Below are 13945 nucleotides of genomic sequence, written 5' to 3'. Positions count from 1 at the left end.
TAAAATGATAAACTTAACGAGTCAAAAACTTACTTTTAGATTTAATTATATCTGCTACTGGTTTATTTTCAATTTTACTTTCTAACCAAGAAATAATATCTAAATAAAGAAATGCTCTTTTCTCATAAGAATGATTTTCAAAAATTTTTAATTTTGAATGAAGTTTTTTAAATTCATTCTTTAATTGATGCGGATAGATCTCACCTAAATTTTTCAAAAACTTTATCATTTCTCTTTGAACTTCATGCAAATCATTCATCTTAATAAGAAATTTATATGTGGCTTTCAATTGAATTTCTAATTGATAATCCATACAAGCCTCATAATGAGCAACTAAATTTAAAATTCTTGAAAAACACATTAAGTCTTCTCTCATACTCAAATTTCTATTCTCTATAATTTTATTTAAATACTCTATACATTTTTGTGATTATTAGTTCCAAAATGCAAACATGCTATTTTATAGTAAAAAACCATTATATGATGGTCATCAATTGTGTTTTCATAAACTTTTATAAGCTTTTCAACTTCTTCTATAAGTAAAAGTCCTTCTTTAAAAGTTCCTTCTAAAAAATGCAGGTTTAGCTTATTATTATATATACACAAGAAAGCTAATGAACTTATATTATCATTTTTAGGAAAATTATCTGATTTAATGGTTTGTTCTATTCTACCTAAAGTATCTTTAAAACTTGATTTATGTTTTATTAAATACAAGCATTCTAATAAATAGGTAGCTCCTTTTAAAAACCATACTGGATTTATATATATTTGATGCTCATTCTGATAAAATAAATCAATCCATTTATTAGAATATTTATAACAGCTTAAAAAATCTTGAACTAATAAATTTTTCCACAAGAAAGCTTTATAAAGCCACAATTTTTCTCTAAATCCTAATTCTTCATATTTATACTTAGGTATATTTTTATTAAAATATTCGGTTATTTCTTTCATCTCTTCATCACTTTTAGCATAACCGCTCTTAAGCATAATACTATACAGTTGAAGAGATAAATTTGACAGCTTACTTGCAATTACATTTTGTTTACTCAAATCCTTTGCCTGAATAGCAAGCTCATCTGCTCGATTAATAATACTACGAGTAATATATTGTGATTCTATTACCTTTTCTAACTCCACTATTTCATAAGCAATATTTTTTTCTTCATTTTCTATTGCCATAGTTTTTGCCTTATCAAGAATTTTTAAACTTTGTTTATACAACCCTTTTGATATAAAATCGTTGCAAAATCTAATTGTTCTCTTATCAAAATTCGCATATTTTGATTAATTGGATTTAATCGTAAACTGATTAATATTTGCCTATATAAATGAGCTTTCAAATTTGACAACTGAAGTTTTGTTACAACTTTACTTTTCAAAATTTCTTCTTCATCATATTCTGACATTTTATCAAGAAGATTAAATAATAATAAAAACTTAGCATCTGTATTCACACCTAATCTATTCACATAAAGTTTAAAATGCCTCTTTTCAGATTTTGAAAGGGAATGAATTAAAATATGAAGATTATCTTTTGTAAGGTTAGACATTGTAATTTATTTTTTATTAAACCCTTATAATTAAAGCATTTATGAGCCATTTATAACTCTTTAGATATTGTAAAATCAATGTTTTAAAATCATTTTAATGCTTTCACAAAATATAAATTCGTCATCAAAACTTAAAATATTTTATGGAAAATCAGAAAATAAAGATTTTTGACACAACGCTTCGCGATGGCGAACAAGTACCAGGATGTAAACTAAATAAGGAGCAAAAACTAACTATTGCTTCTCGTTTAGATGAACTGGGTGTTGATGTAATTGAAGCAGGTTTTCCTGTTTCTAGTCCAGGAGATTTTGAAGCTGTAGAAGCTATTGCTAAATTAGCCCAAAATGCAAGCGTATGTGGTTTAACTCGAGCTGTAAAACAAGACATAGAAGTAGCGGCAAGAGCATTAGAAAAAGCTAAAAAACCACGTATTCATACAGGCATAGGAACTTCTGATTCTCATATAAAATATAAATTTAATACCACTAAAGACGAAATCATTCAGCGCGCAGTAGAAGCCGTTTCATTTGCAAAAAAATTTGTAGATGATGTCGAATTTTATGCTGAAGATGCAGGAAGAACAGATAATGAGTTCTTAGCACTAATTTGTAGTGAAGTAATCAGTGCAGGTGCTACTGTTTTAAATATTCCAGACACAACAGGTTATTGCTTACCTGATGAATATGGTGCAAAAATAAAATACTTAAAAGAAAATATTAGAGGAATAGATCAAGCTATATTATCTTGTCATTGCCATAATGATTTAGGCTTAGCTACTGCTAATGCTGTAGCAGGAATCATTAATGGTGCAAGACAAATAGAATGTACTATAAATGGAATTGGAGAAAGAGCTGGTAACACCTCCTTAGAAGAAATAGTAATGATTTTACGTCAGCATTCTGATTTAGGCTTTACTACTAATGTAAATTCAAAATTACTATATCAAATGAGTCAGTTAGTTTCTGAACAAATGGGAATGATTGTTCAGCCTAATAAAGCAATTGTAGGCTCTAATGCTTTTGCCCACAGTTCTGGCATTCATCAAGATGGGGTAATCAAGAATAGAGAAACTTATGAAATTATAAACCCAACTGATGTAGGTATTAATGAATCATCTATTATTCTTACAGCAAGAAGCGGTCGAGCAGCTTTAGCTTATCGCGCTAAAAAAATTGGTTACGAATTAACTAAATTACAACTAGATACTGTATACCAAGAATTTTTAAAGTTTGCTGATAGAAAAAAGGAAGTTGTAGATGAAGATGTACACAAAATTATAGAACTAAGTAAAATTGGAATATTTGCATAATGAAGAAGAAAACCTTATTTGATAAAGTCTGGGATAGCCATGTTGTTAGTACCATACCTAACGGTCCACAAATCTTATATATTGACAAACATTTAATACATGAAGTAACAAGCCCTCAAGCATTTGCTGAATTAGAGGAACGAAATATTCCTATTTTTAGACCTGATCTAATTGTGGCAACAGCTGACCACAATGTACCTACTATTAATCAGCATTTACCTATTAAAGATGAACTATCAAGACAACAAGTAGAGGAGCTAACAAAAAATTGTAAGCAAAATAATATTACCCTTTATGGTTTAGGTCATCAATACCAAGGAATTGTTCACGTAATAGCTCCCGAATTAGGAATTACATTACCAGGAATGACTATGGTATGTGGAGATAGTCATACCTCTACTCATGGTGCCTTCGGGACAATTGCTTTTGGAATAGGAACCAGCCAAGTAGCTCAAGTTTTTGCAAGTCAATGTTTATTATTAAACAAACCGAAAAGCTTACGTGTTAATGTAAATGGAAAATTAGTAGAAGGTGTCACTCCAAAAGATGTTATTTTATACATTATATCCAAAATAGGTACTAATGCAGGCACTGGTTACTTTTGTGAATATGCCGGTAATATTTTTAGTGAAATGTCTATGGAAGGACGTATGACCATCTGCAATATGAGTATTGAAATGGGAGCAAGAGGAGGAATGATTGCTCCAGACGAAATCACTTTTGAATACATAAAAGACAAGAAATTCGCTCCTAAAGGACAAGAATTAGAAGAAAAAATAGCCTATTGGAAAACGCTCCCTACTGATGAAGGAGCTGTTTTTGATAAAGAATATCATTTTAATGCTGAGGATATTGCTCCTATGATTACATATGGAACTAATCCGGGAATGGGTATAAAAATAACAGAGGCGGTTCCCTTTCTAGACAATGATCCCTCTTTTGACAAGGCTATAGAATATATGGGATTCAGCAAAGGAGAATATTTATTAAATAAAACTATTAATCACGTTTTTATAGGTAGTTGTACAAACTCCCGCATTGAAGATTTTAGAGCAGCAGCTCACTATATAAAAGGAAAACAAAAAGCAGCAAACGTTAACGCATTAATTGTTCCTGGTTCACAACTAGTAGCTCAACAAATTAAGGAAGAAGGTTTAACTCAAATTTTTGAAGAAGCCGGTTTTGAAATCAGGCAACCAGGTTGTTCTGCTTGTTTAGCAATGAATGATGATAAAATTCCTGCTGGAGAATATTGTGTTTCTACCTCTAATCGAAATTTTGAAGGTAGGCAAGGACAAGGAGCAAGAACCTTATTAGCTAGTCCTGTTTTAGCAGCGGCTATTGCAATTGAAGGTAAAATTGTCGTAGTATAATTTTTTAGAAAAAAATATGAAAAAGTTTACAAAATTATTATCTACAGCAGTACCATTACCTGTAGAAAACATAGATACAGATCAAATTATACCAGCACGTTTTTTAAAAGTTACTAACAAGGTAGGTTTTGGAAATAATTTATTTAAAGATTGGCGCTTTGACAGTTTTAATAAACCTATAGACTCCTTTGTTTTAAATAATTCTAAATATTCAGGTAGTATTTTAGTTGCTGGAGACAATTTTGGTTGTGGTAGTAGTAGGGAACATGCTGCATGGGCTCTAACGGATTATGGATTTAGAGTAATTGTTTCTAGTTATTTTGCTGATATTTTTAAAGGAAATGCTCTAAACAATGGTTTATTACCAATACAAGTAACACCTTTATTTTTAATTGAAACCTTAGAATTATTAAAATCTAATCCTCAAACTCAAATTGAAATCAATCTAGAATCGCAAACTATCACAGTACTTGATTTAAATAAAACTGAGAACTTTGAGATAGATCCTTACAAAAAAATCTGCCTAATAAATGGTTATGATGATATTGATTTTTTAATTAGCAACAAACCTCTTATTGAGGCTTTTGAAAAATCAAAGATTTCTTTTAAAAATAAAGCAACAATATAAAGTTAAACAATATGGAGATAAAAATTGCATTATTATCAGGAGATGGAATTGGTCCAGAAGTTACAAAACAAGCTATTAAAACATTAAAAGCCATTGAAGAAGTATATGGCCATTCTTTTGTTTTTAAAGAAGGGATTGTAGGCGCAATTGCAATAGATCATACAGGAAATCCTTTACCAGAGGACACCTTAGAATTATGTAAAAAAAGTGATGCTGTACTTTTTGGTGCTATAGGAGACCCTAAATATGATAATGATCCTTCTGCAAAAATAAGACCGGAACAAGGACTATTAAAATTAAGGAAGGAATTAGGATTATTTGCTAACATTCGTCCAATAAAAGCCTATGATTCATTAATAAGTAAATCGCCTTTGAAAAAAGAAATTATTCAAGGAACAGATATGATAATTTATCGAGAGCTTACAGGTGGAATTTATTTTGGCGAAAAAAAAATAAATGAAGCAGGCACAATAGCCTCTGATTTATGTGAGTATTCAAAAGAAGAAATAGAAAGAATTACTCATCTTGCTTTTAAAGCAGCTCAAGCAAGAAAAAAACATATTACTTTAATCGATAAAGCAAATGTTTTAGAATCCTCAAGGCTCTGGAGAAAAGTAGTTACAGAAATCGCTAAAGAGTATTCTGATGTAACTTTAGATTTTCTTTTTGTAGATAATGCTGCGATGCAAATGATTTTAAATCCAAGTCAATTTGATGTTATTTTAACTGAAAATATGTTTGGTGATATTATTTCAGATGAAGGCAGCGTAATTGGTGGTTCAATAGGGTTATTAGCTTCTGCTTCTGTAGGAAACAAAAATGCTTTGTTTGAACCTATACATGGATCATATCCACAAGCTAAAGGAAAAGGTATTGCAAACCCTATTGCTTCTATTTTAAGTGCAGCTATGCTTTTAGAACATTTTGGTTTGTATGAAGAAAGTGCTACTATTAATAAAGCAATAGATAAAGCTCTTGATTCAAAAATAGTCACTATAGATCTAAATCAAGATTTATACTATTCTACAGAAGTTGTTGGTGATACAATTGCAGAATTTATATTAAATAAGAACATTGAAATTGTTAATATAGAAAATCTAAAAATTGGCAAATCAGTAATAATTTAGTATCTACTTCAATTAATTTGAATGTATTTTTTACTATTAAATTGGGTTTAAATTTTGAAAGGGTTCGCTTTTTTAAAGTCGAACCCCTTCTTTTTAACCCAACTTAAAACAAATCTACTTTTAATCAGTTTAATCTTTTCTTTAGGAATAAATAAATATAATTAGCTCAATTGAAATTGATGAATAGACACAGAAAGTGGTTTATTAGCAATCATTTCAGAGATTAGTTTACCTGTAGCAGGTGCTAAACTCAGCCCCATCATAGCATGACCTGTTGCTAAAATCACATTTTTTATTTTTTTATCTCTAGTAATTATGGGCATACCTGATGGAGTGCAAGGACGAAAGCCATACCATACATCCCTATTATTAGGCATTGATACTTTCATTTCAGGATAAAAAGTATTTACAGTATTCAATATACCTTGTAATCTATTCTTATTTATTTTTGTATCTCCTGTGTGTGTTATTTCCATTGTACCTCCAAAACGAATATCATTATTCATTGGTGTAACAGCTACTTTCCCTTCACATAAAATTGAAGGTATTGAAGGTTTATGATTTTTTTCGAATAAGGTAAAACTATATCCTTTACCTGGTAAAAGAGAAATATCAGTTCCTATTTTTTTAGCTAAATTAGGACTCCAGGCCCCTGTAGCTAGCACTACTTCTTCTACATCAAAATTACCTTTTGAAGTAACTAATTGGGAGACTTTTTTCATCTTTTAAAATAAAATCAGCTACGTTACAATCATTATGAATGATCACTTTCTTTTTAGCTAGCTCTTCTTTTATAAATGCCATAAATTTTTGTGGATATAAATGCGAATCACATTTATAATGAACTCCTCCTAGGATATCTGTTTTGGTTCCTTTTTCTAAATCTTCTACTTGTGATTTTGATAAAAAGTCAACTTCTAATCCTAATTTTTTAACTTCTTCTCCTTCATGTATAATCTCTTCTCCTGTTTTATGGCTTTTAAATAACATTAAAAGTCCTTTTTCTTCGTAATAAAAGGAATTACTTTTACTTGCTAAATCTCTATAAAGTTCTTTACTTAATAAAGATAAATTTCTAAGAGCAGGTTTAGCATTTTCTACATGTTGTTTAGTAGCATTTTTATAAAATTTCCATCCCCATTTTAATAAATCAACATCCAAACGGGGTTGAATATAAAAAGGGCTTTTGCTATCAAACATCCACTTAATACCTTGTGCCATCATTCCTGGTTGTGCAAGAGGAATAACATGTGAAGGCACTATCATTCCTGCATTTCCATAAGAACAACCATCCGTTAAATCAGAACTGTCAAATATTTCTACTTGATATCCTTCTAGTGTCAGATAATAAGCTGTGCATAACCCAATGACACCTCCTCCTATTACACTTATTTTTTTCATTTTTAAATATTTTATGGTTTTAAATGCTCAAAACCTTTTATCTGGAACTGAATCTATTTTTATAGTATTTTCTTTATATAACCTGAAATCCGTGTGCATATGGATCATCTTCATCATCAATAATAATGTTGTTATATCCATAAACTTTCGCCCATCCTTGAATACTTGGGACAATTGCTGGTATTTCTCCTATTTTTGTTTCTTCTACCACACGTCCGATGAATTTACTACCAATAAAACTTTCATGTATAAATTCTTCCTCTTTTTTTAATTTCCCTTTTGCGTGCAATTGAGCTATTCTTGCTGAAGTTCCCGTTCCACAAGGTGATCTGTCTATTGCTTTGTCTCCATAAAAAACTGCATTTCTTCCAGATGAACTAGGATCAATTGGCGTTCCTGTCCATAGCATATGACTTACATCTCTAATTGTATCGTTTTCTGGATGTATAAATTGATTTGGATATTTCTCATTTATACGAGTACGAACAACCTGACTATATTGTACTATTTTACTTGCGGTAAAATCTTGTATCCCGCTAAAATTTTTCTGAGGATCAACTATTGCATAATAGTTACCTCCATAAGCTACATCAAAAGTTATAATTCCTAATTCTGGACATTCTATAGTTAAGCCTTCAGCTGCTAAATAAGATTTAACATTAGTAAGACGTACCCATTCTACTTTTTTTCCTACTTGCTTATATTCAATTTGTACAAGACCTGCTGGTGCTTCCATTCTGATTTTACCTGGCACTTTGGGTATAATAAGCCCCTCTTCAATAGCTATCGTTATAGTACCAATCGTACCATGTCCGCACATTGGTAAACAACCTGATGTTTCTATAAATAAAATTCCAAAATCATTTTCTGGATTAACGGGAGGATATAAGATACTACCACTCATCATATCATGCCCTCTAGGTTCAAACATTAACCCTTTACGAATCCAATCGTATTCTTTTAGAAAATGTTGTCTTTTTTCGCTCATATTAGCTCCTTTTAGATCAGGACCTCCTCCTGCTACAACCCTGACAGGGTTACCACAAGTATGTGCGTCTACGCAAAAAAAAGTTTTTCTTCCCATTTATTATGCTATGATAGAAACTGTTGCTATTTCTAATTTATCATTTACTGTTCTTGAAATCCCTAATGGGTTTTCATCTTTTAATTCGTCTGGTAATAATTCGTTAGGCCAATTTTGATAGCTCACAGGTCTTACCCAACGTTTTACAGCGTGAATTCCTACAGCTGTAAATCTTGAGTCTGATGAAGCCGGATAAGGCCCTCCATGTAACATAGAAGCACAAACCTCTACTCCTGTTGGTACACCATTAAAAATTAAACGTCCTACTCTTCCTTTTAATGCTTCTATTACTTCTTTATATTCCTGTAATTCTTCAGATTCAGCAATAATTGTTCCTGTTAATTGCCCCTCTAAATTTGTAATAACATGGGTCATTTGTTCTTTTGATTCACAAATAACTAATATTGAAAAAGGACCAAATACTTCGTGACTTAATGTTTTATTATTTAAAAATTCTGTTGCACTAACTTGTAATATAGTTTGAGGCGCATAATTAGCTTTAATTTCTCCTTGATAAGTAGCTAAAACTTCTACTCCTTTTTGAGAACTTAATTCCTGCTTTCCTTCTCCATAATTTTTTCTAATTAAATGATGGAGCATACAACTAGGTGGTATTTGTAAAATTTCAGATGCTAATTCAGCTACAAAATCATTTAATTCAGGTGTTTTTAATGCTATAATTAAACCTGGATTAGTACAAAACTGTCCCGCTCCTAATGTAATAGAGCTGGCATATTGTTTAGCCCAAAAAGAGGTATTATTCTTTAACTCATTAGGTAATAAGATGACAGGATTAATACTTCCCATTTCTGCAAATACAGGAATGGGTTCAGAACGTTGTGATGCTAAATCAAAAAGAGCTCTACCTCCTGCTATACTCCCTGTAAACCCAACGGCTTTAACTAATGGATGTTTTACTAATATGGTTCCTAGAGCTGTACCCTCTCCTATTAAATTAGAAAAAACACCTTCAGGCATGCCTGTTTTTTGTACAGCTTTAATTACAGCAGATGCAATCATTTCTCCTGTTCCAATATGCATAGAATGGCTTTTTACAATTACAGGACATCCTGCTGCTAATGCTGAAGCGGTATCTCCTCCAGCTGTAGAAAAAGCAAAAGGGAAATTACTTGACCCAAAAACTACTACTGGTCCTAATGGATAAAGCATTTTTCTCAAATCTATTTTAGGCAAAGGCTGTCGATCAGGAATTGCTGTATCAATTGTAGCTTCTACCCAGCTTCCTTCTTCTAACATTTGAGCAAAAGCACGTAATTGTCCAATCGTTCTTCCTCTTTCTCCTTCAGCTCTTCCTCTTGGCAAACCAGATTCTTGAACATATACCTCTAAAAGAGTATCTCCTAAAGCAAGTATTTCATCTGCAATCGCATTTAAAAACAAGGCTTTTCTCTTTCCCGAAACGTTTTTATATTCTTGGTAGGCCTTATTTGCTAATTGAACTGCTTGTTCTATTTCTTCTGTTGTTGCTTCTATAAAGTCCCAGCTGTTTTCTTGGTTCAATTCAGGATTAAAAGTTTTTAAAACTTTAGTTCCTCCTGCCACTAAATTAGTTCCTATATAATTTTTTCCTGTAATCATATTTAGTCTTTTATATTTAATAAAGTAACCTACAAGCTTTTACCTGTAGGTTAAGATAGCCTCTGAAAAAACATTATCAACCTTATGAAAAGAAGCCTATCAAATGAACTTTATTAAAATATTTTTTTTATATCGTCTCTGTTATTAGAGATGCGTTTTTGTAATCTGGTAGAATGGGTCTTGTTTTTAACCCTTCTTCAATAATTGCTAAAACTTTTTGTTTTTCAGCACCAGCTAAAGGTAGACGCGGTGCCCTAACATATTCTGTACCTATACCTGTTGCTACTTCTGCTAACTTTATATTTTGTACTAACTGAGGACTAATGTCTAATTCTAATAATGGTAAAAACCATCTATAAATTGCTAATGCTTCTTCTATCCTACCAGCTTTTGCTAATTTGTAAATAGCTACTGTTTCTGCTGGAAAAGCATCTACTAATCCTGCTACCCAACCATCAGCTCCCATTAATAAGCTTTCTAGAGCTAAAGTATCTACACCTGATAAAATTTTTAATCTATCTCCAAATCTATTTTTAATACGAGTAACATTTGATATGTCTCTTGTTGATTCTTTAACAGCTTGTATATTATCAAACTTTAATAATTCTTCGAACATATCTAAAGTTACTTCAATCTTGTAATCTACTGGATTATTATATACCATAATAGGTAATGTAGTACTTTTAGCCACTTCAGAAAAAAATACTACAGTTTCATAATCTGTAGCTTTATATCGCATAGGAGGTAACATCATTAATCCTTTAGCTCCGTCTTGTTCTGCTTTATTAGCTGCTTCTATAGCTCCTTTAGTTGTTTGTTCTGCTATATTCATTATAACAGGTACTTGCCCATTTACAATACGAACTGTTTCGCGGATAAGCTCTCTTTTTTCATCTTCAAATAAAGTACTGGCTTCACCTAAGGTTCCTCCTAAAATAATTCCCTCTGCTCCTGCATCAAGTTGCGCCTTGATGTTTACTTCAAACATGGTTAAGTCAAGCTTATCATCTGCTGTAAATTTTGTAGTAACTGCTGGCATTACACCTTTCCATTGAAAACTCATAATTGCTGTTTTTTGACAAAATTATTTTGAATATTATCAAAGCAATACTCAGTTTTTAGCCTAAAATGATACTATATTAGCCATTGTTAAAAATAATATACCAGAATTATGATAATAACATGATGAAGTTATAAATTTGAGTAAATAAAGTACCTACTTATGAAAGTATTCCCTTTTAAAATACCCAAGACAAAAGAAGAGGCTATTATCTATCAATTTGATAAAGAATTAGTGTTATATGATAAGCTTCACCAACATGAAGAAATTCAAATTAGTTATATTGAAAAAGGAGAAGGAACAATAATAGTAGGAGATACAATATCAGAATATAACTCAGGTGACATTATTGTTTTTGGTAGTAATTTACCTCATGTCTTTAGAAGTGATGTAAATAAAGATGAAGAATTTAGTTTAGTTCATTCTATTTTTTTTGACGCCACCGTAATCAAAGAAAGTCTACAAGTACTTCCTGAATCAACAAAGATATTAGACTTTTTTAATGATACTCGCAATGGCTATAGGGTATTATCTAAAAAGGAAAAAATTTATTTACTGATGTTTGAATTGGCTACAGCAAAAGATACCACTAAGTTTATCAAATTTTTACAATTACTAAATAAACTGGCTGCCTCTAAAAAAAAATCACTTTCATCTTTTAGATATGATAAAGACATTACTGATTCTGAAGGTAAACGTATGCAAGTTGTATATGAATTTGTAATGAATAATTTTGATAAAAAAATATCTTTAGAAGAAATTGCGGATATCGCTAATATGACTAAAAATGCTTTTTGTAGGTATTTTAAAATTAGAACAAACAAAACTTTTTTTCAATTTTTAATTGAATTACGTATAGAAAAAGCCTCTCGCCTTTTAACCTCTGACAATGAAATAAGTGTTATAGAAATTGCCGAACTAACTGGTTTTAATAACATTTCTAATTTCAATAGAAAATTTAAAGAGATTAAAAAGATATCTCCTATGAATTATCGGAAAAGATTCAAAAGTTAATATTTTATTCAATATTAAAATTCTTAACAAGCAAGGTTTCTATTTTTAAAATATTGCTCAAGTAGTTAATATTAAATAATATTAAGTTAATATACTATCCTTTTTGAATTTCTATTTGAATCAATTTTGATTAAAAATTTTAAAATGAAAAATTCTTGCTTTTTATTTGTTACTCTATTTTCCCTTTTTAGCATTAATTGTATTGGACAGGATAAACTAAATTTACTACTAAAGCTTCAAGAAATTTTTAACAAAGCTAGTATCGAAAAGATTAACAATCTTAAAGATTTCACAGAATCTTATAAAATTGTACTCGACGAACCTTTAGATCATAATGACTTATCAAAAGGTACTTTTAAACATTGTATTTATCTGTCTCATAAGGATTTTTCAAAACCTATGGTTATTGAAACGGAAGGTTATGATGCCCGTTATGAAAAAAATGAAGTAACCTCATTATTAGATGCCAATCAATTAATAATAGAATATCGCTTTTACGGCGGTTCTAGACCTAACCCTATTCCTTGGCAATACTTAACTAACAATCAAGCTATAGAGGATTACCATAAAATAGTAGAAAAATTAAAAAAAATATACTCAGGAAAATGGATTTCTACAGGTATAAGTAAAGGAGGCGAAACAACCTTAATTTATAAATCTAAATATCCTAATGATATCGATGTGGCCATACCTTATGTAGCACCCATGATAAACGGCACAGAAGACGAACGAACTATTAAACATTATACAACTACAGCAGGTACAACAGAATGCAGAAATTCAATCATACAAACTCAAAGACAATTAATGCTTAATAGGACAGCTATTGAAATAGAAATTGCCACTCATGCTAAAAAAAACAATTTAACTTTTAATGAAGTGCCTATTTCAGAAGCATTTGAATACGCGGTTCTAGAATTACCTTTTTCTTTTTGGCAATGGAATGCTAATTGTGATAAGATTCCTCAACTAAATGCTACTCCTAAAGAATTGTTTGATTATTTAAATCATATAGTTGGTTTTGATGTCTATTCTGACAAAGGAGTTTATAGACTATTACCTTCTTTTTATCAACACTTTACAGAATTAGGTTATTATGGTTTTGATCTGAATCCTGTAAAAGACTTACTACGTATTGTTAAATCACCTAGTAACAGTAGATTTGCTCCTAGAAATATAGATTTGAAATACGATAAATCTTATATTAAACAAGTACGCGATTATACAGAAAAAAAGGGAACTAAAATTTTATATATTTATGGTGGCTTAGATCCTTGGTATGCTTGCTCTCCTACCCCTAATGAAAAACTAGACGCTTTAAAAATGGTGCTTCCACAAGGAACACATGCCACAAGAATTAAACATTTTTCAAAAGAAGATCAACAAAAAATAATGAACATATTAATAAAGTGGTTACAATAAGTGTATATTAAATGAATAAGAATATCTAAAAATATAAGCTCACTATTTTAGCCTCATTCTAATTATTCAAAAGAAATATATTAGAAAAACAAGTTTGTATGAATCTATATTATAGCGAATATTACGAGATTTTTATCTCTAATAAAAATGATTTGTTTGTAGCCTTTTAAGACGCTCTTGTAGTATCTCACTAAGAGGCTGTCCAAAAAGTCCGCAATCTTGTCATTTGACTTCGTCCACGCTTTGCTCTAGTCGATCAAAGGGAGACCCGAGAGCTCCGCTCGAACAGGCAAATTACAACATAGTACTGATTATGAGATTCCTCCTTACGTCGGAGTGACAAACTGTGTGTTGATTTTTTACTTTTAGGA

Annotated in this window: 11 protein-coding genes and 1 pseudogene; 6 read left to right on the top strand and 6 right to left on the bottom strand. The window is 30.7% G+C overall.

Going from position 1 to position 13945, the window contains the following annotated elements:
- Positions 1 to 13 precede the first annotated feature (13 nt).
- A pseudogene (locus JJC03_RS08405) lies at positions 14 to 1556 on the bottom strand (hypothetical protein).
- A gap of 143 nt (positions 1557 to 1699) precedes the next feature.
- Between JJC03_RS08405 and JJC03_RS08400 the strand changes: the two are divergent.
- The 4 genes from JJC03_RS08400 to leuB are packed head-to-tail and all read left to right on the top strand — an operon-like array spanning position 1700 to position 5994.
- A complete protein-coding gene (locus JJC03_RS08400) occupies positions 1700 to 2866 on the top strand; it encodes a 2-isopropylmalate synthase (protein WP_088444355.1) in 1167 nt (388 codons plus the stop codon).
- The gene (gene leuC, locus JJC03_RS08395; RefSeq protein WP_088444356.1) at positions 2866 to 4239 is read left to right on the top strand and encodes a 3-isopropylmalate dehydratase large subunit; all 1374 of its coding nucleotides are present in this window, start codon (positions 2866 to 2868) and stop codon (positions 4237 to 4239) included. The genes JJC03_RS08400 and leuC overlap by 1 nt, the downstream gene beginning before the upstream one ends.
- 16 nt (positions 4240 to 4255) lie before the next feature.
- Positions 4256 to 4867, top strand: coding sequence for a 3-isopropylmalate dehydratase small subunit (leuD, locus tag JJC03_RS08390; RefSeq protein WP_088400530.1), 612 nt, complete (start codon positions 4256 to 4258; stop codon positions 4865 to 4867).
- An 11-nt stretch (positions 4868 to 4878) separates the two neighbouring features.
- A complete protein-coding gene (leuB, locus tag JJC03_RS08385) occupies positions 4879 to 5994 on the top strand; it encodes a 3-isopropylmalate dehydrogenase (RefSeq protein ID WP_088444357.1) in 1116 nt (371 codons plus the stop codon).
- Positions 5995 to 6155: 161 nt separating this feature from the next.
- Here the strand turns inward: leuB and JJC03_RS17665 are convergent, their stop codons facing one another.
- The 5 genes from JJC03_RS17665 to JJC03_RS08365 form a co-directional block, all read right to left on the bottom strand.
- Complete coding sequence (locus JJC03_RS17665; RefSeq protein ID WP_258932561.1) at positions 6156 to 6716, bottom strand: NAD(P)/FAD-dependent oxidoreductase; 561 nt, start codon at positions 6714 to 6716, stop codon at positions 6156 to 6158.
- Positions 6679 to 7395: an FAD-dependent oxidoreductase gene (locus JJC03_RS17660; RefSeq protein ID WP_258932560.1), complete on the bottom strand. Its 717-nt coding sequence runs from the start codon at positions 7393 to 7395 to the stop codon at positions 6679 to 6681. Before JJC03_RS17660 ends, JJC03_RS17665 begins: the two co-directional genes overlap by 38 nt.
- Before the next feature lie 73 nt (positions 7396 to 7468).
- Positions 7469 to 8479, bottom strand: coding sequence for a 4-hydroxyproline epimerase (locus tag JJC03_RS08375; RefSeq protein WP_088400536.1), 1011 nt, complete (start codon positions 8477 to 8479; stop codon positions 7469 to 7471).
- Positions 8480 to 8482: 3 nt separating this feature from the next.
- Positions 8483 to 10078, bottom strand: coding sequence for an aldehyde dehydrogenase (NADP(+)) (locus tag JJC03_RS08370; protein ID WP_088400538.1), 1596 nt, complete (start codon positions 10076 to 10078; stop codon positions 8483 to 8485).
- 127 nt (positions 10079 to 10205) lie between these two features.
- Positions 10206 to 11141 (bottom strand): dihydrodipicolinate synthase family protein, encoded by a 936-nt coding sequence (locus JJC03_RS08365; protein ID WP_088400540.1) that lies wholly within the window; start codon positions 11139 to 11141, stop codon positions 10206 to 10208.
- A gap of 159 nt (positions 11142 to 11300) precedes the next feature.
- On the opposite strand from JJC03_RS08365, the gene JJC03_RS08360 reads away from it, so the two are divergent.
- Positions 11301 to 12152, top strand: coding sequence for an AraC family transcriptional regulator (locus JJC03_RS08360; protein ID WP_060382969.1), 852 nt, complete (start codon positions 11301 to 11303; stop codon positions 12150 to 12152).
- 144 nt (positions 12153 to 12296) lie between these two features.
- On the top strand, positions 12297 to 13574 hold the full coding sequence (locus tag JJC03_RS08355; RefSeq protein ID WP_103715457.1) for a S28 family serine protease: 1278 nt from the start codon (positions 12297 to 12299) through the stop codon (positions 13572 to 13574).
- Positions 13575 to 13945: the final 371 nt, after the last annotated feature.

It is taken from the genome of Flavobacterium oreochromis, assembly GCF_019565455.1.
GTDB lineage: Bacteria > Bacteroidota > Bacteroidia > Flavobacteriales > Flavobacteriaceae > Flavobacterium > Flavobacterium oreochromis.
This window is presented reverse-complemented; position numbering and strand designations above follow the sequence as displayed.

Excerpts from the sequence above, each read along its gene's own strand:
- JJC03_RS08400 (WP_088444355.1), top strand. The coding sequence starts at position 1,700 with ATGGAAAATCAGAAAATAAAGATTTTTGACACAACGCTTCGCGATGGC.
- leuC (WP_088444356.1), top strand. The coding sequence starts at position 2,866 with ATGAAGAAGAAAACCTTATTTGATAAAGTCTGGGATAGCCATGTTGTT.
- leuD (WP_088400530.1), top strand. The coding sequence starts at position 4,256 with ATGAAAAAGTTTACAAAATTATTATCTACAGCAGTACCATTACCTGTA.
- leuB (WP_088444357.1), top strand. The coding sequence starts at position 4,879 with ATGGAGATAAAAATTGCATTATTATCAGGAGATGGAATTGGTCCAGAA.
- JJC03_RS17665 (WP_258932561.1), bottom strand. The coding sequence starts at position 6,716 with ATGAAAAAAGTCTCCCAATTAGTTACTTCAAAAGGTAATTTTGATGTA.
- JJC03_RS17660 (WP_258932560.1), bottom strand. The coding sequence starts at position 7,395 with ATGAAAAAAATAAGTGTAATAGGAGGAGGTGTCATTGGGTTATGCACA.
- JJC03_RS08375 (WP_088400536.1), bottom strand. The coding sequence starts at position 8,479 with ATGGGAAGAAAAACTTTTTTTTGCGTAGACGCACATACTTGTGGTAAC.
- JJC03_RS08370 (WP_088400538.1), bottom strand. The coding sequence starts at position 10,078 with ATGATTACAGGAAAAAATTATATAGGAACTAATTTAGTGGCAGGAGGA.
- JJC03_RS08365 (WP_088400540.1), bottom strand. The coding sequence starts at position 11,141 with ATGAGTTTTCAATGGAAAGGTGTAATGCCAGCAGTTACTACAAAATTT.
- JJC03_RS08360 (WP_060382969.1), top strand. The coding sequence starts at position 11,301 with ATGAAAGTATTCCCTTTTAAAATACCCAAGACAAAAGAAGAGGCTATT.
- JJC03_RS08355 (WP_103715457.1), top strand. The coding sequence starts at position 12,297 with ATGAAAAATTCTTGCTTTTTATTTGTTACTCTATTTTCCCTTTTTAGC.